Origin of the sequence: Rhodococcus sp. IEGM 27 (assembly GCF_033142305.1) — a bacterium.
Lineage (GTDB): Bacteria > Actinomycetota > Actinomycetes > Mycobacteriales > Mycobacteriaceae > Rhodococcus_F > Rhodococcus_F oxybenzonivorans.
The window spans coordinates 67,459-89,832 of record NZ_JAWLSG010000009.1; the positions used below are offsets into that span (position 1 = coordinate 67,459).

At 63.6% G+C, this 22,374-nt stretch carries 17 protein-coding genes and 1 pseudogene; 13 read left to right on the top strand and 5 right to left on the bottom strand.

All coding sequences use genetic code 11. The features are described from left to right. Positions 1-28 precede the first annotated feature (28 nt). Positions 29-269: pseudogene (locus R4P95_RS26050) on the bottom strand (acyl-CoA dehydrogenase family protein); the annotation flags it as partial. Between the two features lie 918 nt (positions 270-1,187). Between R4P95_RS26050 and R4P95_RS26055 the strand changes: the two are divergent. From R4P95_RS26055 to R4P95_RS26065, 3 genes are read left to right on the top strand one after another with little or no spacing between them, the layout of a single operon-like run. Then, the gene (locus R4P95_RS26055) at positions 1,188-2,546 is read left to right on the top strand and encodes an MFS transporter (protein WP_317745666.1); all 1,359 of its coding nucleotides are present in this window, start codon (positions 1,188-1,190) and stop codon (positions 2,544-2,546) included. A 6-nt stretch (positions 2,547-2,552) separates the two neighbouring features. Next, a complete protein-coding gene (locus R4P95_RS26060) occupies positions 2,553-3,587 on the top strand; it encodes an alpha/beta hydrolase (RefSeq protein ID WP_317745665.1) in 1,035 nt (344 codons plus the stop codon). Continuing rightward, positions 3,584-5,236, top strand: a complete 1,653-nt coding sequence (locus tag R4P95_RS26065) for an NAD(P)/FAD-dependent oxidoreductase (protein WP_317745664.1) — start codon at positions 3,584-3,586, stop codon at positions 5,234-5,236. The genes R4P95_RS26060 and R4P95_RS26065 overlap by 4 nt, the downstream gene beginning before the upstream one ends. Before the next feature lie 31 nt (positions 5,237-5,267). Here the strand turns inward: R4P95_RS26065 and R4P95_RS26070 are convergent, their stop codons facing one another. Further along, entirely contained in the window at positions 5,268-5,960 is a 693-nt protein-coding gene (locus R4P95_RS26070) for a GntR family transcriptional regulator (RefSeq protein WP_317745663.1), read from the bottom strand. A gap of 77 nt (positions 5,961-6,037) precedes the next feature. Between R4P95_RS26070 and R4P95_RS26075 the strand changes: the two genes are divergently transcribed. The 10 genes from R4P95_RS26075 to R4P95_RS26120 all read left to right on the top strand — a co-directional run bounded on the left by R4P95_RS26075 (position 6,038) and on the right by R4P95_RS26120 (position 19,397). Beyond that, complete coding sequence (locus R4P95_RS26075) at positions 6,038-7,954, top strand: AMP-binding protein (protein WP_317745662.1); 1,917 nt, start codon at positions 6,038-6,040, stop codon at positions 7,952-7,954. Next, positions 7,951-9,465 carry an aldehyde dehydrogenase family protein gene (locus tag R4P95_RS26080; RefSeq protein ID WP_317745661.1) on the top strand — a complete coding sequence of 505 codons (1,515 nt, stop codon included), beginning with the start codon at positions 7,951-7,953 and terminating at the stop codon, positions 9,463-9,465. Before R4P95_RS26075 ends, R4P95_RS26080 begins: the two co-directional genes overlap by 4 nt. A gap of 19 nt (positions 9,466-9,484) precedes the next feature. After that, complete coding sequence (locus R4P95_RS26085) at positions 9,485-10,597, top strand: NDMA-dependent alcohol dehydrogenase (RefSeq protein WP_317745660.1); 1,113 nt, start codon at positions 9,485-9,487, stop codon at positions 10,595-10,597. A 37-nt stretch (positions 10,598-10,634) separates the two neighbouring features. Continuing rightward, entirely contained in the window at positions 10,635-11,681 is a 1,047-nt protein-coding gene (locus tag R4P95_RS26090) for an NADP-dependent oxidoreductase (protein ID WP_317745659.1), read from the top strand. Beyond that, positions 11,674-12,891, top strand: a complete 1,218-nt coding sequence (locus R4P95_RS26095) for a CoA transferase (protein WP_317745658.1) — start codon at positions 11,674-11,676, stop codon at positions 12,889-12,891. Before R4P95_RS26090 ends, R4P95_RS26095 begins: the two co-directional genes overlap by 8 nt. Positions 12,892-12,903: 12 nt before the next feature. Next, positions 12,904-13,785: an enoyl-CoA hydratase gene (locus tag R4P95_RS26100; RefSeq protein WP_317745657.1), complete on the top strand. Its 882-nt coding sequence runs from the start codon at positions 12,904-12,906 to the stop codon at positions 13,783-13,785. A 221-nt stretch (positions 13,786-14,006) separates the two neighbouring features. Continuing rightward, a complete protein-coding gene (locus R4P95_RS26105; protein ID WP_317745656.1) occupies positions 14,007-15,080 on the top strand; it encodes a tartrate dehydrogenase in 1,074 nt (357 codons plus the stop codon). A 628-nt stretch (positions 15,081-15,708) separates the two neighbouring features. Further along, entirely contained in the window at positions 15,709-16,245 is a 537-nt protein-coding gene (locus R4P95_RS26110; RefSeq protein ID WP_317745655.1) for a zinc-binding dehydrogenase, read from the top strand. A 575-nt stretch (positions 16,246-16,820) separates the two neighbouring features. After that, a complete protein-coding gene (locus R4P95_RS26115; RefSeq protein ID WP_317745654.1) occupies positions 16,821-17,948 on the top strand; it encodes an NDMA-dependent alcohol dehydrogenase in 1,128 nt (375 codons plus the stop codon). 30 nt (positions 17,949-17,978) lie between these two features. After that, positions 17,979-19,397, top strand: a complete 1,419-nt coding sequence (locus R4P95_RS26120) for an aldehyde dehydrogenase family protein (protein ID WP_317745652.1) — start codon at positions 17,979-17,981, stop codon at positions 19,395-19,397. 1,138 nt (positions 19,398-20,535) lie between these two features. Here R4P95_RS26120 and R4P95_RS26125 read toward each other — a convergent pair. The 3 genes from R4P95_RS26125 to R4P95_RS26135 form a co-directional block, all read right to left on the bottom strand. Next, a complete protein-coding gene (locus R4P95_RS26125; RefSeq protein ID WP_317745649.1) occupies positions 20,536-21,063 on the bottom strand; it encodes an enoyl-CoA hydratase/isomerase family protein in 528 nt (175 codons plus the stop codon). Next, positions 21,030-21,185: a hypothetical protein gene (locus R4P95_RS26130; protein ID WP_317745647.1), complete on the bottom strand. Its 156-nt coding sequence runs from the start codon at positions 21,183-21,185 to the stop codon at positions 21,030-21,032. The genes R4P95_RS26125 and R4P95_RS26130 overlap by 34 nt, the downstream gene beginning before the upstream one ends. Positions 21,186-21,605: 420 nt before the next feature. After that, positions 21,606-22,373: an SDR family NAD(P)-dependent oxidoreductase gene (locus R4P95_RS26135; RefSeq protein WP_317745645.1), complete on the bottom strand. Its 768-nt coding sequence runs from the start codon at positions 22,371-22,373 to the stop codon at positions 21,606-21,608. Between the last annotated feature and the right edge of the window lies 1 nt (position 22,374).

Genomic DNA, 22,374 nt, shown 5'->3' on the forward strand with positions numbered 1-22,374 from the left:
CGCCGGACCGTGCCGACCACGAGCGAAATCAACCGACGTAGGGCCGTTCCCGCCGTAGCTCGTTGCGCGCAAACGAGCGTCGGTGGACCGCATCCGGTCCGTCGACGATACGCAGAAATCGAGCCCAACTGTAGAAATTACGCCAGCGGGAAGTCGTCACTCACACCCGCGCCACCGAAGACCTCGATGGCACGGTCGATCACCTTCGTCGCAGCGGCCGGAGCCGCAACCTTGATCGATGCGATTTCGGTGCTGGCGCCCTTGGCCCCGTGGCAAGACCGCCCGGTCAGTTCCAGGGGGATTCGTTCCTCCACTGAGCGGATGGCCGGGTCGGTGTACCTATCGCATCACCGATCGCGTTATTCGCGGGGCTCGTGGCACCGGCGAACGGGCTGCTGATAGGTGGAGATTCGCGACGCAGCGCAACGCGGTCCTATTCGTCCCCGGAAGAGCATTCATGACCGGAGTGGGGGGTGGGGAGGGGTAGCAACCGCTGTCGGGGGTAGACCTCGGCTAACCGCTGCACGGCCTGCGTGTTGCATCTCATGTCCGAGACCGCCTGCCAGAGCCGGTCGGAGAATCGGGCAGCTGACATACCAAAGCGCAGGAATATCTCGTCATTTGGTGCTCCACCGTAGGGGATCCACATCTGGGCGAAGTCGACAATCTCCTGGGTTTCCCGGGAAACCTGACGACGAGCTCTCTCACCCGCGATGGCGTGAAGCCTCCGACGGCGCGCGTCTTTGTACGCCCGAACCTGAGCGGTGAGCGTGGACTCCCGGTTTGCCGGATGCCCGGTACCGCCGCTGGATTGATGTAGGGGAGAGGTAGTGGCCATCGTGTGTCCTCACAGGTGGAATCCGAGACTGCTCCACCGGACCGCGGGGTAAAGCAGTCACCGTGAGGTGCGCGCACGCAGGCCCTACCAGGCTCGGTGCCTCCGTGGACGTGTTGGCGACACCCTTGTTGAGTTGGCGAGGTGATCTGAACCCATTTCTGTGCACGGGCCCGACGTGCCCTGAATCGCCGCTTCCGGAGTAAGCAACTTGATTCTACCCAGATGTGATGCAGAATGCATTTAGCATTGACGACGTGACTCAAGCCACCTAGGCTTTGTCTCTGTCCGGGTTTACAGTCCGCTGACACTTGAAAACCCCACGTCAGGGGCCATGCACAAGGAGCTTTGCATGACAGCGATAACCAGCTCAGAGTTCGGCTACGCCGGGCGCAAGGTCGATCCAGGGAAGCGACGAAAGGCAATTGTCGGCGCCTACCAGGGACTGCTGGTCGACTTCATCGACATCTACCTCCCCGTCATCGCTCTGGTGCCGGCGATCATCTACTTCCAGCCGGCGGACCTGTCACCGGCCATGAAGTCGACGATCTACTTCATGACCTTCGCAGCCACCCTCCTCGGCCGACCGATCGGCGCCCTGCTCTTCGGTTCGATGGCCGACCGGCTCGGACGGCGCCGGATCACGATGATCTCGGTGGCCGGGTTCTCGGTATGCACTCTCCTGATCGCATTTCTCCCGGGGTACCAGACGGTGGGAATGTGGTCGATTGTCCTGCTGGTGGGGCTCCGCTTCATCGACGGCATCTTTCTCGGTGGCGAGTACACCGCTGCCGTTCCGCTCGCCTACGAATATTGCGACCGCGAGAAGCGGGGCCTGGTAGGAGGGATCTTGGCCGGCGCCTATTGCGCCGCATTCGTGATCATCTCCCTGGTGACACTCGTGATGCTCGAGATCGCACCGGCCGGCGGACTCGACTCCCCGTACGTGCAGTGGGGCTGGCGAGTTGCGTTCTTGTTCGGGGCAGCGTGCGGTTTCGCCTTCCTCATATACCGGCGGAAGCATCTTCCCGAGTCAGACCTCTGGGAAGAGTCCGCCAAGGCCAAGTCCCCGCTACGGCAAGTGATGTTCGGATCGGAGCGCCGCTCGTTTTGGCAGGTGTTCGTTCTGATGACCGGACTGTGGCTGACGTCGTCGATGGTGGCTTCCGTGGTGCCCGACAAGCTGAAGAACTTCCACAAGATCGACGCGACTACGGTGACGTGGGCGCTGTTGGTCACGAATGTGGTGTTGTATGCGGGATTCGTGGCGGCGGGCGTGACGAGCCAGCGCGTCGGGCGCCGCAAGTTTCTTGCGACGATGGGGATTGTGATCGCGGTGGCCGGCAGTGCTGCGTACTACGTCTTCATGTCGGACCTGATCGAAGGAACACTCGGTATCATTGCCGCGTCCCTCGTGGTTCAGGTCGTAATCAGTTCGGTGTTCGGTGTTGCGACGGTGTATGTCAACGAGCGGTTCGGTACCAGTGTGCGTTCGTCGGGCTTCGCGATGGGATACAGTCTGTCCCTTTTGATCCCGAGCTTCTACAGCTTCTATCTGTTGGGTTTGGGCACGTTCCTGCCCGAAACGGTGACGGCGATTCCGCTGATCGTGATCGGAGGAGTGCTCATTCTTGTAGGGGCGCTGTGGGGTCCGGAAACGAAGGACCTGGAGTTTCGGCCGACGGGCCGGGTGGAGTACGCAGCAGAGTGACCGGCGGTGGTGGCACTGTCGGAGTATGTGCCGACAGGGTCTCACTACAAGAATGCATCCTGCATTATAGGAGTTGATGTGGCAGTCGATGTGGCGACAAAGAACTTGCTCGCGCAAATCGCAGCTCTCGGCGAGAGACCATTGCACCGTATGACCGTTGACGAGGCGCGCGCGTTTCCCACACGACTTGCGCGTGGAAAGGGGACTTTGCCGGCTGATCGGCGCGAGATGTCGTCAGTGTCAGACCAGGTGATCGCAGTGTCGGGCGGGAACATACGAGTTCGACTGCTGGTTCCACGCGGCTCGGTTCGCGCAGTGGTGGTGTACTACCACGGCGGTGGTTGGGTGCTCGGAGGGATAGAACAGTCCGAGCTTTTCGGCCGTTTCCTGGCGGACACCACGGGATGCGCCGTCGCCCTCGTCGACTATCGACTCGCACCCGAGCACCGATTCCCGACTGCGGTGAACGATGCGTGGGCGGCGTTGCTGTGGGTGCACGAGCACATCGAACGGATCGCGGGGTCGGCTGCGCCCCTGATCGTGGGTGGCGACAGCGCTGGCGGCACCCTAGCTGCCGTCGTCACCCACCGTGCACGGGAGGCGGCGCATCCACGCATAGCTCTTCAGCTATTAGTCTATCCTGCAACGGATTCCAACTTCAATCGGGATTCTTACCTGAATAGTGAAAACCAACTTCTGGTCACCCGCGAGACCATCATATGGTTCTGGAACCACTACGACCCAAACCGATCGGCCCGAACCGACATCGAGGCCGTGCCCCTGCATGCGCCGAATCTCGCCGAGCTCCCGCCCGCGATCGTGGTGACCGCCGAACACGATCCGCTCCGCGACGAGGCGATCGAGTACGCCGACCGTCTCCGCCAGGCGGGTGTGGCGGTCGTCTCTCGGCACTACGAGGACCAAATGCACGGATTCTTCACCCTTTTCGGGGTGCTCCCCGCCAGCAGATCCGCGCTCGACTTCGTTGCGGACGAGATAGTTCACTTCCTCACCACTACCGCGAAAGAGATTTCCCGATGACTCTCCTCGACACCTCCACGTCAACCAGGAACCACGACAACCAGACGAAGTTCGATGCAGTGATTGTGGGTGCCGGTTTCTCGGGCATGTACATGTTGCATCGGCTGCGTGGCATGGGTCTGTCGGTGCGTGTGTACGAACGCGGCACAGATGTGGGCGGCACCTGGTACTGGAACCGGTATCCGGGAGCGCGCTGCGACATCGAAAGTGTCGACTACTCTTACTCCTTCTCCTCTGAACTGGAGCAGGAATGGCGATGGTCGGAGCGTTTCGCAACGCAGCCAGAGATCCTGAGATACGCCAAGCACGTCGCGGACCGATTCGATTTGCGCACCAACGTCGAATTCGACACGCAGGTAGTGTCGGCCGTCTTCGACGAACGCGGCGAGAAGTGGCGAATCACCACCGATTCCGGGGTGGAAGTAACAGCGAGGTACTTCATTCTCGCGACTGGGTGCCTCTCCGTCGGGAACGTCCCCGCCATTCCTGGAATCGACAATTTCTCCGGACCGACTTACCACACCGGAGACTGGCCGCACGACGGCGTCGACTTCACCGGGAAACGGGTCGCGGTCATCGGCACGGGTTCGTCCGGTATTCAGTCCATCCCCCTCATCTCGGCGCAAGCCGCCCGTACCACCGTCTTTCAGCGCACACCGAACTTCAGCCTCCCTGCGCGCAACCGCCCGCTCGACGACGACTTCGTGCGCGAAGTAAAGGCCAACTACCCGGAGCGTCGGCGAATTGCACGCTACAACTCCGGCGGCGTCTACCGGATCGACAACACGGAGAATGCAATCGACGTCCCCGAGGACCGTCGACGCGCACGGTACGAAGCGCTCTGGCAGGAGGGCGGCCTGAATTTCGCCAACGCCTACGCCGACTTGAAAAAGAACCTCGAATCAAACGAGACAGCAGCGGAATTCCTCCGCGAGAAGATCCGTGCGATCGTCGAGGACCCGGCCGTTGCCGAGACCTTGACACCCACCAGTTACCCCTTCGCGACGAAACGACCGTGCGTCGACACCGGCTATTACGCGACCTTCAACCGCGACGATGTCGAACTGGTCGACATCCGAACCGATCCCATCGACACAATAACCGAGCGCGGTGTGCGTACCGGCACCACCGAGTACGCGGTCGATGCGATCGTCTTCGCCACCGGCTTCGACGCGATGACCGGCGCGATCAACAACATCGACATCATCGGGCGAGGTGGTGAAATACTGCGTCAAACGTGGGCGGCAGGACCTCGAAGCTACCTCGGTGTCGCCTGTGCAGGTTTCCCCAACATGTTCACCATCGCGACCGCCGGCAGTCCTTCGGTGATGAGCAACATGATGACATCCATCGAACAGCATGTGGAGTGGATATCGGACCTGGTCGAACGTTCGCTTGCGGACGGTGTGGGAATGATCGAGCCAACCCGGGAAGCGCAGGACGGCTGGGTCGACCATCTGCGCGAACTTGCAGACGACACACTGTTTCCTATGGCGGCGTCGTGGTACATGGGCGCGAACATTCCGGGTAAGCCGCGAGTGTTCCTGCCCTATGTTGGGGGCGTCGGTGCATACCGGGAACTGTGCGACTCGGTAGCGGCCGAGGGCTACCGCGGATTCATCCGGGTGAGGCAGTCCGTTGCCCACTGAACAAGGGGGCTCGCCACGTTTCGCGGCGGGGTCAGTGCCCGTTCGGGGGATTGGAGCTGGGCGCACCAAGGATGTAGCCGTGGGCATCGGGCCCCAGGGTCGTCTCCCGGATCGTCGTGGCCATTTCCCGTACCCGTTGCCCGGCCAGGTCTGCATCACGATTCTGGACGGCAGCGAAGACTTCGGTGAATCCGTCGAGCCACAGCTGCCACAGGTTGCTCGTCGCGGTCAAGCCCATGAAGCGCCGGCCCCGGCCGAAAACCAGATTCCACACGCCCGACAGTTCTGCATTTCCGGCGCGGGTGATGGTGAGATCGAAGAACTGAGCGACCGCCCTCGCGGTACTGGCGGGTTCGCCGTCGCCGATGGCACGGCGCATCTCGGCCACGCTCGCCTCGAGCTGTTCGATGTCCTCGTCGGTGAACCGGGGCACGGCGCGCTCGACGGCGCCGCCGAAGAGGACGAACTGGACGTCGATTGTGGCGACGGCCTGCTCCAGGGTCATCGACGCAACCCGCCGCCATCGGTTGGGCGAGACCTCGACGAGTCCCTCTCGGGCGAGTTCCGCGATCGCCTCTCGTACCGGGGTGATGCTGACGCCCAGACGGGCGGCCAACTCCGCGTCCTTGAGGATCTCACCGGGGGCGAGTACCCCCCCGACGATTTCGGCGCGCAACTGATCGAGGACAGCGGCGGCACGGGTCGGGGGCGGGGCGAAAGACATAGCCCGATGCTACAGACCGCAGGATGCATTCTGCCGGGGCAGGTCCGAGCATTTCGCGACAATCTTCGGAGCATCACATGACCTATAGAGACGAATACAAACTCAGCACCACCGACCCCACCGCATTCTGGTCACAGGCGGCCCGTGCGATCGAGTGGGATCGCCCAGCTGCGGTGACGCTCGACGAACGCAACGCGCCGCTCTACCGCTGGTTCCCGGACGGCATACTGAATACCTGCTTCAACGCTCTCGATCGACACGTGCAGGCCGGGCACGGTGCACGCCAGGCCCTGATCTACGACTCACCGGTCACCGGATCGAAGAGGTCGTTCACCTACGCCAAACTGACGGCGCTCACCGCGAAGTTTGCGGGCGTCCTTCGGCACCTGGGCGTCCGTCAGGGCGATCGCGTCCTGCTTTATATGCCGATGATCCCTGAGGCCGTCATCGCGATGCTGGCCTGTGCGCGCCTCGGCGCCGTGCACTCGGTCGTCTTCGGCGGATTCGCCGCTCCCGAGCTGGCGGCGCGGATCGACGACGCAGAACCGGTGGTGATCGTCTCGGCCTCGTGCGGAATCGAACCCACCCGAATCGTCGAATACAAACCTCTTCTCGACGCCGCACTCGACCTCGCCGATCACGCGCCCGCACGCTGTGTGGTGGTGCAACGCCCGCAGTACGAGGCGTCGATGACTAGCCGCGATGTCGACTACACGGAGATGATGGAATCGCGGATCGAACCTGCGAACTGCGTCCCCGTCGCGGGGACCGACCCGTTGTACATCCTCTACACCTCGGGCACCACAGGCCGGCCCAAGGGCGTCGTCCGCGACAACGGAGGCCACGCTGTCGCCCTCGCCTGGTCGATGGCGAATGTGTATGACATCGGCCCTGGCGATGCGATGTTCACGGCGAGCGACGTCGGATGGGTGGTGGGACACTCCTACATCGTTTACGGGCCCTTGTTGGTCGGCGCGACAACCGTCCTGTACGAAGGGAAACCGGTCGGGACACCGGACGCGGGCGCGTTCTGGCGGATCGTCGAGGAACACCGGGTCGCAGCTGTGTTCACCGCGCCGACAGCGATCCGGGCACTCAAGCGGAGCGACCCACGGGGTGAGCATTTTCAGAGGTACGACACCTCCAGCCTGAAGAATCTGTTCCTGGCCGGCGAACGGCTCGATCCCGATACCTATGAATGGGCGACGACCACATTCGATGTCGACGTGACCGATCACTGGTGGCAGACCGAAACCGGATGGCCGATCGCCTCCAATCCTCGCGGACTCGAACCCCTTCCGAACAAACCCGGGTCCGCGGCCGTGCCGCTGCCCGGCTACGTGGTGCACATCCTCGACGATGTCGGGTACCGGCTCGCCGCCGACGAGGAAGGAGCGATCTGCCTGCGCTTGCCGTTACCGCCGGGGGCCCTGACCGGACTCTGGGGTGACGACACCCGATACATCGACGGTTACCTCAGCAAATACCCGGGCTATTACCTCACCGGGGACGGGGGTTACGTCGATGAAGACGGCTACCTGTTCGTGCTCGGGCGTACCGACGATGTGATGAACGTTGCCGGTCACCGGCTCTCCTCGGGGCAGATCGAAGCCGCGATCGCCTCCCATCCCGCTGTGGCCGAATGCGCGGTCATCGGCGAACGCGATGCACTCAAAGGCCAAGTGCCCCGCGCGCTGGTGGTGACGAAGATCGGACACGACAGCTCGGGTCTGGAGGAGGAACTGTCACACGTGGTCCGGACCAAGGTGGGGCCGATCGCGTCGCTGTCCCGGGTCGATGTGGTCGGCGGCCTGCCGAAAACCCGGTCCGGAAAAATTCTGCGCCGCACGCTCCGGCAACTCGTCGACGGAGAGCCCGCCTCCATTCCGTCGACCATCGAAGACCCCAGTGTCCTCGACGAACTCGCCCCCATCCTCACCGATCGATCCCCGCGAGAGTCCGCATCCCCTGATCTAGGAGTAGTACGACCGTGACCTCTACCATTGCCATCGAAAACCAGCTTCTTCCCTCGGTCCGCACCTTCCTGGCACAGCCCAAGAAGCTGTTGATCGGCGGGGACTGGATAGATCCCGCCGACGGCGAAACGTTCCCCACCGTCGACCCCGCGACGGGGGCAGTGCTGTGCCAGGCGCCTCGCGGACGTGCGATCGATATCGACCGCGCCGTTCACGCGGCACGCGTGGCGTTCGAGACCGGACCGTGGACCACGATGCGCCCTAACGAGCGGGAACGTCTGTTGTGGCGCATCGCCGACGCAATCGATGCCCGCGCGGACGAATTCGCCCAGATCGAATCCCTCGACAACGGCAAACCGGCCTCGATCGCCAAGATCTCGGACGTCGCCCGCACGGCGGATCTCTTCCGCTATTACGCGGGGTGGGCCACCAAACTCGAGGGCAGCACCGTCAATGTATCGATGACGAGGGTCCCGGATGGTGAGTTCCACGCCTACACCCTGCGTGAGGCGATCGGTGTCTGCGGACAGATCATTCCGTGGAACTTTCCGCTGCTGATGGCCGCGTTCAAACTGGCACCCGCGCTCGCCGCGGGGAACACCGTCGTGCTCAAGCCCGCGGAGCAGACCCCCTTGACGGCACTCCTGCTCGGCGAGGTGTTCCTCGACGCCGGCCTGCCGCCGGGTGTGGTCAACATTGTCACCGGATTCGGGGATGCGGGTGCGGCGTTGGCTGCCCATGACGATGTGGACAAGATTGCCTTCACCGGCTCCACCGAGGTCGGGAGGAAGATCGTCGACGCGGCGAAGGGGAACCTGAAGAAGGTTTCGCTCGAACTCGGCGGCAAGAGCCCCAATATCGTGTTCGCCGATGCCGATCTCGACAAGGCGGTGCCAGGATCCGTCAACGCGTGGCTGAGCAACCAGGGCCAGGCCTGCGTCGCCGGCACCCGCTTGTTCGTAGAAGACTCCATCTTCGACGAGTTCACGGACGCGGTCGCCCAGCACGTGGCGACGACGAAGATCGGCCCCGGACTCGACCCGAACACCCAGATGGGTCCTCTCGTCTCGCAGGACCAGCTGGACCGGGTCACGGGATACATCGACCAGGGTATCGCGGACGGTGCCCGCGTGCTAACTGGTGGAAAACGTTGGGGCACACGAGGTTTCTTTGTCGAGCCCACAGTTCTCGTCGACGTGCGCCCCGAATTCAGTGTGGTGCGGGAGGAAATCTTCGGTCCTGTCGTTGCAGCGATGCCGTTCTCCGCGGCCGGTGGTGTGGACGAGGTGGTCGCCCATGCCAACGACACCATCTACGGGCTCGCAGCGGGCGTGTGGACGAGAAATCTCTCCACCGCGCACCGGGTCGTCAAGCGAATCAAGGCTGGATCGGTCTGGGTGAACCAGTACAACGCCAGCGACCTGGCGCTGCCCTTCGGCGGCTACAAGCAGTCCGGGTGGGGTCGGGAACTCGGAGCGGATGGCATCGCCCTCTACACCCAGGTCAAGGCCGTCAACATCGCATTGTGAACCGAAACGAGGAAATGAAATGAAGACCAAGGCAGCTGTGCTCACGGCAGTGAACACCCCATTCGAGATCATGGAACTCGACCTTTCCGGTCCCCGAGCAGGGGAGGTGCTGATCCGCTATGAGGCGTCGGGGATGTGCCACTCGGACCTGCACCTGACCGACGGCACCATCGGCACCCGATTCCCGATCGTTCCCGGACACGAGGGTGCCGGGGTGGTCGAAGAGGTCGGACCTGCAGTGACGCGGGTGAGACCCGGCGACCACGTCGTGTGTAGCTTCACCCCGAGCTGCGGCCGCTGCCGCTATTGCGCCACTGGACATCAGAACCTGTGTGATTCCGGGGCACGCGCAACCGAGGGATGTATGCCCGACGGCACCTTCCGCCTTCAACACTCGGGAACTGATATCGGCGCGATGTGCGCGCTGGGCACCTTCTCCGAATACGGTGTCGTCCGCGAGAACTCCGTGGTCAGGATCGACGAGTACCTTCCGCTAGACAGCGCGGTACTCGTGAGTTGCGGTGTCCCCACTGGGTGGGGAGCGGCGGTGTATGCCGGGAACGTCCGCCCCGGGCACACGGTCGTCATCTACGGGGCCGGCGGAGTCGGCATCAACGCCGTCCAAGGCGCCGCCGCGGCCGGCGCGAAGAACATCGTCGTCGTCGATCCGGTGTCGTTCAAACGCAATACCGCCCTGAAATTGGGGGCCACCCACGTCTTCGACACCGCCGAACAGGCGCACGCCGCGGTGGTCGAGATGACCTGGGGTCAAGGGGCGGACCAAGCGCTCGTGGCTACCGGTGTCGTCGGCGAGGACACCGTTGCGCACGCTTTCGACGCGATCGGCAAAGGGGGAACGGTCGTGCTGATCGGATTGTCCGGCCGTGATGACGTCAACGTCAAGCTTTCCGGCGCGATGATGGTGGTCCTGGAGAAGACGATCAAGGGCACGATGTTCGGATCCGCGAATCCGCAATACGACATCCCCCGCCTCCTGGGCCTCTACCAGGCGGGTGACCTGAAACTGGACGAGCTCATCACCACCCGCTATTCCCTCGAGGAGATCAACCAGGGCTATCAGGACCTGGTGGACGGCAAGAACATTCGCGGTGTTGTCTTACCCCACGGGTGAGCACGCCCACATTTCGGAGAACGAGGGAGCAAGCAACATGGGAAATACACGAGTACCCGAGCACGGTCTCGAAGTCAGACTCGTCTCGCGCCCGTCGGGCTGGCCCGACGCTGACAACTTCGACATCGTCGCGGCACCGATCCAGCAACCGGTCGACGGCCAGATCGTGGTCCGCAACCGGATCATGAGCGTCGACCCCTACATGCGTGGCCGCATGAACGACACCAAATCGTATGTACCACCGTACGAGATCGGCAACGCGATGGACGGCGCCGCCGTCGGCGAAGTAATTGCCAGCCGGTCACCTGAGATCGCCGTCGGTACCACCGTCCAGCATCGATTGGGGTGGCGCGAGTACGCCGTGCTCGACCACACGGACGCCGCGGTCATCCACGATCCGGATGTGCCCATCAGCGCCTACCTTGGGGTGTTGGGCATGACCGGATTGAGCGCCTACGTTGGGCTCTTCGACAAAGCGGCGTTCACGCCGCGAGACACCGTGTTCGTCTCCGGCGCGGCCGGTGGGGTCGGTTCACTCGTCGGTCAGATGGCCAAGCTGCGCGGCGCACCGCGCGTCATCGGCAGCGCCGGCTCGGCAGAAAAAGTGCGTTACCTCACCGACGACCTCGGTTTCGACGCGGCGTTCAACTACAAGGACGGCCCCGTCCTCGAGCAGCTTCGCGCCGCCGCACCGGACGGAATCGACGTCTACTTCGACAATGTCGGCGCCGACCACCTTGAAGCGGCGATCGACGTCCTCAACGTGGGTGGACGCATCGCTGCGTGCGGTGCGGTCGCCCAGTACAACGCCAAGGGGCCGGTCCCTGGACCGAGCAACCTGTTCCAGGTGGTCACCAAGCGGCTCACCATGCGGGGATTCATCGTCAGCGACAGCGTCGACCGCCGCCCGGACTTCCACCGCGAAGTCGGACAGTGGGTTCGCGACGGACGGTTGCGCTACGACGAGACCGTCGTGCATGGAATCGCGAACGCACCCACGGCATTCCTGGACATGTTGCGCGGCAGGAACACCGGAAAGATGCTCGTCACGCTGGACAACCAGGAAGGAGCCCGCGATGCCTGAGGACGCTGTCTCTTACACCCCGGTCGACAACAGCGGGAACCGTGAACAACCGGGCCAGCAGCAGTTGCCGCTGACCGGCCTGAAGGTGCTCGACCTGTCGCACTTCCTTGCCGGTCCCTACGCCACCATGCTCCTCGGTGACCTCGGTGCAGAAATCATCAAGATCGAGCCCCCGACCGGGGACCCGGTACGCGCCATCCCGCCCCATGAGATCGACGGCGCCAGTACCTTCTTCTTCAGCGTCAACCGCAACAAGCGAAGCGTCGTCCTCGACCTGAAAGCTGCCGAGGGGCGGGAAGCGTTTCTCGACCTCGTCGAATCGGCGGACGTCGTCTGCCACAACTTCCGGCCGGGTGTTCTCGAGCGGTTGGGCATCGACTACAAGTCCCTGCATGCCCGCAACCCGGCAATCGTGCTGTGCTCGATCTATGGGTTCGACAATGAAGGGCCCTACGCGGACTACCCGGCAGTGGACAGTCTGGTACAAGCGCTCAGCGGCGTGATGAGTTTGACCGGTGAGGCCGACGGCCCGCCCGCGCGGGTCGGCTACCAGATCGGTGACACGGCCGGAGGTCTCTTCGCGGCTGTGGCCATCCTCGCCGGTGTCCACGGACGACGCACGGACGGGCAGGGTCGACATGTCGAGATTTCCCTGCTCGACGCGCAACTCAGTCTGCTGGTGTGGCAAGCGCAGGACTATCTCACCCACAACATCGTCTACGAGAGAATGGGCACCCGGCACGCAACCCTGCCGCCGAGCCAGGCGTTCGAGTGCAGTGACGGCCGCCACGTATACGCCACACCCAGCGCCATCCCGCGGTGGTGGACCGGCTACTGCCATGCGATCGATGAACTGTGGCTCAACACCGACCCACGATTCGCTGATCTCGCGGCCCGTCAAACCAACCGCGACCAACTCGAAGAGATCCTCGCCAAGAAGTTCCGCTCCGACACCTCCGATCACTGGGTGCGCGAATTCCAGCGCGAGGGTGTACCCATCGCGCTCGTGCAATCGGTCGCAGAGGCCTTCGATTTCCCCACCGTCAAGCGCAGGGAGATGGTCGTCGAAGTCGATCTTGTGGACGGAACCACCGCCAAGATGGTCGGCAATCCCATCAAGACAGGTGCCCCCGGCATCTTCACGGCACCCCCGCAGCTCGGGCAGCACACCGACGACGTGCTCGGCACCACCCCCCGCGTTCGAAACTGAAGAGGCAAGAGGATGACCAACATCGACAACACGATCGCCCCGGCGGATCTCGTTCTCTACGAACGGACCGGCAAGGTCGCGACTATCACGCTCAATCGCCCCGAGGTGCGCAACGCGCAGAACGGAAAACTGCTCTACGCATTGGACGAGGCCTTCCAACGATTCGCCTACGACGACGAGGCCGCCGTTGCCATCCTCGCCGGCAACGGCCCGCACTTCTCCGCGGGCCACGATCTCGGACCGACGGGAGACCGTGAGACGACCTTCAATCGGCGCACCCTGTGGTGGGATCATGTCGGACAGTCTGGGGTGGCGAATCGATTCGCACGCGAGTCCGAACTGTATGTGGGACTGTGCCGCCGATGGCGAGAACTGCCCAAGCCGACCATCGCCGCGGTTCAAGGCGCCTGCATCATGGGCGGACTGATGGTGGCATGGTCCTGCGACCTAATCGTTGCCAGCAGCGACGCGTACTTCGCCGACGCCGCGGTCGACTTCGGCATCCCCGGGGTGGAGATGTTCGGACATCCGTGGGAGCTGGGCGCCCGGCGGGCGAAGGAGTTCTTGTTCACCTCTGAGCGGTTGACCGCAACAGAAGCGCATCACCTCGGAATGGTCAGCCGCGTCGTCGAGCGAGATGACCTGATGGGCTCGGCGATGGCGCTGGCACAGCGGATCGCGCAGCGACCGCGCCTCGGACTCGCCCTCGCGAAGCAAGCGGTCAATCAATGCGAGGACCTGATGGGGTACCGCAGTGGCACCGACTCGGTCTTCGGTCTTCACCAGCTCGCCCACGCACACAACGCCGAGACCAGTGGCGACTTCAACGGCGGCGGCTCTCCCGACGTGGTCAAACGGGCCCTCGCGGGCGGTGCCGCCACGACCACCCCATGACGACAGCAGAGGGAGATCCGCGCTAGTGCGCGGCGAGAACGGGGGGATCAGTCTGTCACCGGACAACGCCACCGGACTCGGCACGCCCACCATTTGCGTAAGGCCGACGCCGGCGCTGAAGGATGTGCCCGCGCCGCCCGAACGCCACCCGGCATCGGCATTCCGCCCACCTCACACCGCTCCCTCGCCGGACACACTGTGCTACTGACAGGACGTACCACATGACACCGACACACCACATTGCCGTGCTACCCGGGGACGGCATCGGCCGAGAAGTCATCGAACCCGCGATCGCAGTCCTCGAACAGGCGGCCCGCCAATGGGACTTCGCCCTCTCCTGGACAACCTACCCATGGAGCTGTGCCTACTACACGGAACACGGGCACATGATGCCCGGTGACGGACTCGACCGACTCGCCGAGAGCGACGCAATCTTCCTGGGCGCGGTCGGAGACCCGACGGTCGCCGACCACGTCTCCTTGTGGGGGCTGCTCATCCCGATCCGACGTGCGTTCGATCAGTACGTGAACCTGCGTCCATTGCGGCTGCTTCGCGGTATCGACAGCCGGCTGTCGAACCTCGACGGCACCATCGACCTGCTCGTCGTGCGGGAGAACAGCGAGGGCGAGTACTCCGAGGCCGGCGGACGTCTCTTCCCCGGAACACCGATGGAAACTGCCATTCAAGAGTCCGTGTTCACCAGACGTGGCGTCGAACGCATCATGCGGTACGGCTTCGACCGCGCCGCTGAACGCACGGGCCGACTCGCATCAGCAACGAAGTCGAACGGGATCATTCACACGATGCCGTTGTGGGATCAGATCTGCGCCGAGGTCGGCACCGACTATCCGCACGTCGAGGTCGGCAGTTACCACATCGACGCCCTCGCCGCGTACTTCGTGCAACGTCCAGAAACCCTCGACGTGGTCGTCGCTTCGAACCTGTTCGGCGACATCCTCAGCGACCTCGGTGCGGCGATTGTCGGCAGCATCGGCCTTGCCCCCTCGGCGAACCTGAATCCGGAACGGATCCATCCATCCATGTTCGAACCGGTCCATGGGTCCGCACCCGACATCGCCGGTCTCGGTGTGGCGAATCCATTGGGACAGATATGGACCGGCGCCATGATGCTGGACCATCTCGGCCACCCCGAAGCCGGCGCGGCAGTGGTTGCCGCGATCGAAGACGTCCTCAGTGGCAGCGATATCCGTACCCCGGACCTGGGCGGGGCGGCGACCACGTCAGAAGTGACCAAGGCCGTGCTGGCCGCACTCGGGAGCCGACCGACCACCTAATCACATCCACAGACGGTCCCGGGCGAAGGGCAAACGATGCAATCGATGCGATTCCTGGGCAGCGACCAGCCGCTCTCTTCGACGAAATAGACGACCGGGTACCGACACCCGGGTCGGTTGTCGTCGAGATCCGGGCAGCAGGGCTGTGCCACTCGGACCTACACTCATGGCCGGATTTCGCCTCGAGGCACGGTTCGGTGCACAGCTCTCGGCGCTCCCACCGCTGGTGCTCGGTCACGAGATCGCAGGGATGGTTAAAGCACTGGGTGAGAGTCCACACCATGCGGGTGGGGGACAAGGTCGCGGTCAGCGGCACTCCGCCCGGACTGTGCCCCGGCCTCAACATCGACGTCGGATTCGCCGAGAACGTCGCCGTGCCCGCGACCGGCCTCGTACCGATCCCCGAGGGAGTGTCCTATGAGGCCGCCACGGTCGCCACCGATTCCATCCTGACCGCCCTCCATGCCGTGCGCTCCGTCGGAAACGTTCGTGCCGGCCACACGGTTGGAATCGTCCGACTGGGAGGCCTCGGAGTCAACGGGGTCACAGCCGCCGCCGGAAGCGGCGCCGCAGTGTATGGAATCGACCTACGGCCAACACCTTCGACGACGTACTCTCGGCCGGGGCGGTGGACTGCTTCACCGACCTCGAGCAGATCGCTCCACTCGGCCCGGACGTCATCGTGGACTTCGTCGGGACCCGATCGACCATTTCGAAATCGTTCGAAGTCGTCAAGTACCGCGGAACCGTGGTGGTGCGCGGACTCGGTTCCGATGCGGCCCCGGTCAGTGTGATCGAACTCGTGCTGGGGGCCATGACACTGAAAGGGTCCCTCGGCAGCGGCAACAAACCCAGGGAACTACCCGGAATCTTCGAGATGATCGCCGCCGGAACGATCACACCGCATACCTCCCTCGTCGACTTCGCCGATCTCAACGCGGCCTACCGGCGACTGGCGAACGGCGACGTTCAGGGACGTCTGGTCACCGTATGCGGTACTCGATCCGACCAGCGCGTTGTCATCGACTTGGCACGTGCGGACCGGCTTCACATCGAAACTCAGCTATACGCCCTCGACGACGCTGCGCGGGCCTGCTCGGATCTGCGGCGGAGAAGAGTCAACGGTCGAGCGGTGCTGACTTCCGCGCCGCGCCCACGACCATGAGCAATCCGGTCCCGACTGGGCGATCCCAACGGCACGCTCAGTTGCCGGCCTGACGCCGCCGGGGCGCACGCCGACCTCGCGTAAATGGTGTCCACGGCGAAACCGGCTGTCCCGCATGGACAACGAAACGACCCGCGCGACTCGGAGCCGCGTCTCGTGGGATAAGGAGCAGTGGCCCGCCCTAAAATGGGAAGACCCACGCACCGACAGGCGACGCCGGTCCGTGGACGCGTTGTTCGGCACACATACGTCCCCACGTTGCTCGGGAGGATGCCCGCGATACGTTCTGTGCAGGGGTCTCCCATCGGCAGTATGCACTACCGACCCGGCGTGTCGAGACGTCAGCCAACTGATTCGGCGGTAGACCGGTGCATTCCCGTCTTGCTGTGACATGCAGCATGCATTTAGTATTGTCATTTGTGAGGGCAGTCACATATGCTCCCTCCTATCGGCAACATACCCGCACGGCAACGAGCTGGCGGCGCAGTCAACGCTTTTCGGCCCGCCGTCCGACACGATGAGTCCGAAGCACCATCTCAGCTTCGTCCCGTCCTGTTAATAGTCAAGGAGATCAGATGAAGACCAAGGCCGCACTCATGAAGGGCGTCGGAAAAGACTGGGAAATCGAGGAGATCGACCTTGGCGACCCGATCGCTGGTGAAGTGCAGGTTCGATTGGCCGCCAGCGGCTTGTGTCACTCCGATCACCACTGCCGAACCGGAGACATCCAAGGTGAAATCTTTCCCGTGCTCGGCGGCCACGAGGGCGCCGGCGTGATCACCAAGGTCGGGCCCGGCGTCAGCGATCTCGCCGAGGGCGACCACGTCGTTCTTGCCTTCATCCCCGCATGTGGCACCTGTCGCCTCTGCGCGCAGGGTCTGCAGAACCTGTGCGACAAGGGCGCCGGGTTGTTGACCGGCCGATCCATCGCTGATGGCACGTACCGGGCGCAGTGGGAGGGCCGGCCCCTGATGCCGATGTGCCTTCTGGGCACGTTCGCCCCGTACGTGACCGTGCATCAGGCGTCGGTGGTCAAGATCGAAAAGGATATTCCGCTCGAGAAAGCGGCGCTGCTCGGCTGTGGCGTCTCCACCGGCTGGGGCTCGGCAGTCACCATTGGTAACACCCGCGTCGGCGACACGGTCGTCGTCGTCGGGGTCGGTGGTGTGGGGATCAACGCGGTCCAGGGCGCCGCGGCCGCGGGCGCACGCTATGTCGTTGCGGTCGATCCGGTGCAGTTCAAGCGGGACAAAGCGATCGAGTTCGGGGCAACGCATGCATTCGCGTCACTGTCCGAAGCCGAGGAGGCCGTCCGGGAGATCACCTGGGGCATGATGGCCAACGTCACCATCATCACGATCGGCGAGGTGGACGGGGAGATCATCCAGCCGGCACTGTCGATCACGGGAAGAGCCGGGCAGGTTGTGGTGACCGCCATGGGTGACCTGCAGCAGAGTCAGGTGTCGATGAATCTCTTCGAATTGACCTCCTACCAGAAGCGGGTGCAGGGAGCGATCTTCGGCGGAACCGGCCCACGCACTCAGATTCCGAAACTAATCGAGCTCTACCGGCGAGGCACCCTGAAGCTCGACGAACTCGTCACGCGGACCTACGCACTCGACGAGATCAATCAGGGCTACGACGACATGCTCGCGGGTCGAAACCTGCGCGGGGTCATCCAATACACCGAATCGGACTACTGAACGCCCGCGAACCGACGACAGGAACACCTCATGACAGACTATTCGAAGCTCTTCATCAACGGTGCGTGGGTGCCGTCCCAAGGGACGGGGACTATCGACGTCGTTAATCCCGCCACCGAGGTTGTCATCGCCTCGGTGCCGTCCGGGTCCATCGCGGACGTCGAGGATGCAGTGTCGGCGGCACGTAAGGCATTCGAGGGTTGGGCCCAGACCCCCGTCCGCGACAGAACACAGATCCTGCGCCGGATCGCGGACGGTATCGAACGGCGCCGCATCGAGCTCGCCCAGCTCATTACGGATGAAATGGGTGCTCCGATCTCTTTCACGACCGCGATGCAGGTACCACTTCCGATCAACAGTTTCCGTGCGGCGGCCGACGCAGCCGATGCACTCGAGTTCGAAGCGATCAACGGCAACACCGTCATTGTGCGTGAACCCGTCGGTGTCGTCGGGGCGATCACGCCCTGGAACTATCCGCTTCACCAGCTGGCAGCGAAAGTCGCGTACGCACTCGCCGCCGGTAACACGGTGGTAGCGAAACCGAGCGAACTCGCACCGCTGGACTCGTGGATACTCGCCGAGATCATCACTGAAGCTGGGCTACCCGCCGGCGTCTTCAACCTCGTCAGTGGCCCGGGACCCACAGTCGGTGAAGCCATCGCTGCCCACCCGGACGTCGACATGGTGTCGTTCACGGGCTCCACGCGCGCTGGCATGCGGGTCAGCGAACTGGCGGCCAAGACCGTCAAGCGGGTAACCCTCGAGCTCGGGGGCAAGAGCCCGAACGTCGTGCTGCCCGACGCTGACCTGCACGCAGTCATCCCGTCCGCCGTGCAGCTGGCCTACCTGAACACCGGACAGACCTGCGCCGCGCTCACACGATTGCTTGTCCCACGGCCCAAGCTCGCCGAGACCGAAGAGCTGATCAAGAAGCACGTCGAAGCCCTATCCGTCGGAAACCCACGCTCACCGGAAACGGCACTCGGCCCCCTGGTCTCCACCGACCAGCGAACTCGGGTCCTGAACTATATCGACCAGGGCATCCGGGAGGGCGCCAAATTGGTGACCGGAGGACCCGGCACGGTTCCGGGCGTAGATTCCGGATTCTACGTCCGGCCCACCGTATTTTCCGAGGTCACTGCCGATATGGTGATCCACCGGGAGGAAATCTTCGGACCTGTTCTGGTGATCGTTCCCTACGACACCGAATCCGATGCCGTCCGCCTCGCCAACGACACCGACTACGGTCTCGCAGGTGCGGTATGGTCCTCCGATACCGCAAAGGCACGGAATGTGGCCAGCCGCATTCGTGCCGGTCAGATCTACGTCAACGGCGGTGCCTTCAATCCGAACTCACCCTTCGGGGGGTACAAGAGATCCGGGAACGGTCGAGAATACGGAAGGTTCGGGCTCGAAGAATTCCTCGAGGTCAAGGCGATCGAGATCTGACGGCAAATGTGGCGATCGGTCCTCCGCGGCACCCGCGGACAAGCGGTCAGCCGGAGCGAATAGACCAGAACCTCTGTGTCACTGCGGCAGTCGGTACGTTCCTCGATGGCGGCGAGGACCGTACCGACGGAGAGCAGTCATCGTCGCACTGACAGATCGGATCATCTGCGTTGTACCGCGATTCGGATGGCGTGGTGGGTTGTCGTGGCCGACCGTCACGCTCAGGGCTTCCCCGGTCGGTACACCCCACCGTGCGCCGCTTCGGGACTGGTTCATCAACCTCACCCCACCTGAACAGATCCCGACGCCGGACAAACCCCTGATCGCGATGGTGCGGGTCTCGATTCGCCCAGCCCAGCCCGATGGCGACGCCGAAGCGACCGGCAACGCCGTGGGCGCCGCGCTCTGTGACCTCGGCACCGAGCCCTCCGACGTGGGGCAGCGTCTCACGCGGATCCAGTCGCCGATGGCGCACACGAATCGTGTTCGAGATCACGATGTTGAACGGCGGCCGCACGAGGGGGTCGGCAGCCCGGAGCAGACGGGCAGGGCCAGCCCAGCGATGTTGATCGCGCTCAACCCGTACAGCTGCAGGGGTGTCAGGTTCGACATGATCCCGGCGTCCATTCGCGGGTATTGCGCGGCATAAGCAGGTGTTCGCGCTCGACGTCGATCATCGCGTGGCGCAGGCGGTGACCTGTCTCGGCGGCGCGTTCGGTGCCGCCGTCGTCGGCGCCGGGTTCTTCGTAGAGTTCTTTCAGCTCCCAATGACGTCGGTGTCCTTGGCAGGTTGGACGTGCCTGATGGCGTCGAGAACGTACCGACGGAGAGTGGTCATTCGTCGCACCGGCGCCTCGGATCACCTGCGTTGTACCGTGATTCCGATGGTGTGGTGGGTCGTCGTGTCCGATCCGCCGCGCTCAGGACTGTCTCCGATCGGTACTGTGTCTGAAGTGTGGTCCGCGGCTTGTCAACGGCCGGAGTAGGGCGGGTAGTCCGTCTTCTCGAACCAGCCCCGTCGGCGCTCGATTCGCTCGTCCAGATATGAGCGCATCGCGACGGCGGCGTCGTCGGAGGCCAGGGCGTTGTATCCGCCGTTCCGCTCGATTTCCAGCCCCGCTTCGAGATGCGTATCACCTCAGAGGTAGACAGCGGTTTTGGCGGCCGCGACATCAAGCGGGGGCAGGGCGGCGATCTCGGTCGCGACCGCGAGCGCGCGGGCTACGGCATCGGTTGCGAGTTCATGGACGAGTCCGAGCGCGAGCGCTTCGGGAGGGGGTACAACTCGACCACGCAGGATGAACTCGATGGCCCGCCCGGCGCCGAGAAGCCGGGCGAGGCGTTGTGTTCCGCCGCCCGACGGAATCAATCCCAGACGAACCTCCGGCAATCCGTAGCGGAAGTCGCCGAATTGACCGATGCGGATGTCACATGCGAGTGCCAATTCGAACCCACCGCCCATCGTATTGCCGTTCAAGGCAACGATTACCGGTTTAGCAAGGTCGCGTATCGACCGCCGTAATCGGTGGGCCGGGAGATTCTTCAACGCGGCACTGTCCTGCTGTTTCTTCAGTTCGACCAGATGCTCAACGCTGAAATGGGTGATGAACGCCCCAGCCTCGGGATTTCCGCTCAGTACACGGCCCGAATCGATGGATCGTTCCATCGTGTGACGAGCTGTTCGAGTTCCTTCCATGCCTCAGGTGTGGCGTAGTTCGCCGGGGAATTATAGAAGCAAGCATGAACGATTCCGCCCTCGAGGGCTTCGACGTTCCACAGTGACATCATCGGACTCCTTGTGTTGTATCGCGCGTCGCGCGGCTTCGCCGCCCAGCAGATGCGGCGACAGGTGATAGAAGGGCTTGTATCCCTCGTTTCCTTTGCAGATGTAGATAATTCGAGCAGTGGGATTTCGGAGGACTCCGGCGGTGCGTTTCACAGAAACTGGTATGCCGTAGGTAAGTTTGCAACGGGGAGGGGTCGGGGCCGTCTAGCCGCTTACCTGGGCATCGCTCCCTCGGTTCCACAGGTGAACGGAACGTAGGTTTCTGCGCTCAGCTCGGTTCGCGTGGGGGACTTGCGCTGCGTGCGTTTGTGGGCAGATTTCGTGAACGCGGACAACAGTTTTCTCGGCGGCCGCGGGTATGGGATGAGGGTACGAGGTCGCCGCGAGGACCCTCGAACATCGTGGTGCGATCCTTAGGCCGGTCATGCGCCGTTCGGTCGCCCGGTGACCCACAGTACCTGGCCAGTCATATGCCGGGCGTCGTCGGAGGCGAGGAAGCTGATCACACCGGCGAGGTCCTCGGGTTGTGCAACCCGGGGGACGGCGTTGCGGCGGATCTGTTCGGCCCTGATATCGGCGTAGTCCATGCCGGCAGCCTCGGCGAGGTGGTGCGTCAGGGGAGTTTCCACGTGTCCGGGACCGACTGCGTTGACGGTGATTCCGAACGGGCCCAGGTCGAGCGCGAGTGATCTGGTCATGCCCATGACACCAGCTTTCGCCGCGGCGTAGTGGACGAAACCGCGTTCGGTTCCGATGGACGCCTGTGAGGTGACATTGACGATCCGGCCCGCCCGCTGTTTGACCATCGACGCCTGCGCGGCCCGGGCGAAGAAGAAGCTCCCGGACAGGTTGATGTCCAGCATCCGTCGCCACTCGTCGTCGGTGATCTTGTGGATGAGCGCTGTCGAGTGGACACCCGCGTTGTTGACCAACACGTCGATTTCGCCGAGGGAGTGCACAATCGCTTCTGCGCAGGAGTCGACGGCGGCCGAGTCGGTGATGTCCACGACAAACGACTCCGCGGTTCCGCCTGCGCTGCGCACATCCGATACCGCCTCGGCGGCCGTGGCGTGGTCGCGGTCGACCACCGCCACTCGGGCTCCTTCGGCGGCGAAGCGTGCGGCGCACGCTCGGCCGATTCCGCCGCCCCCACCGGTCACTACGACCACCTTGTCCTCGAAGCGTCTCACG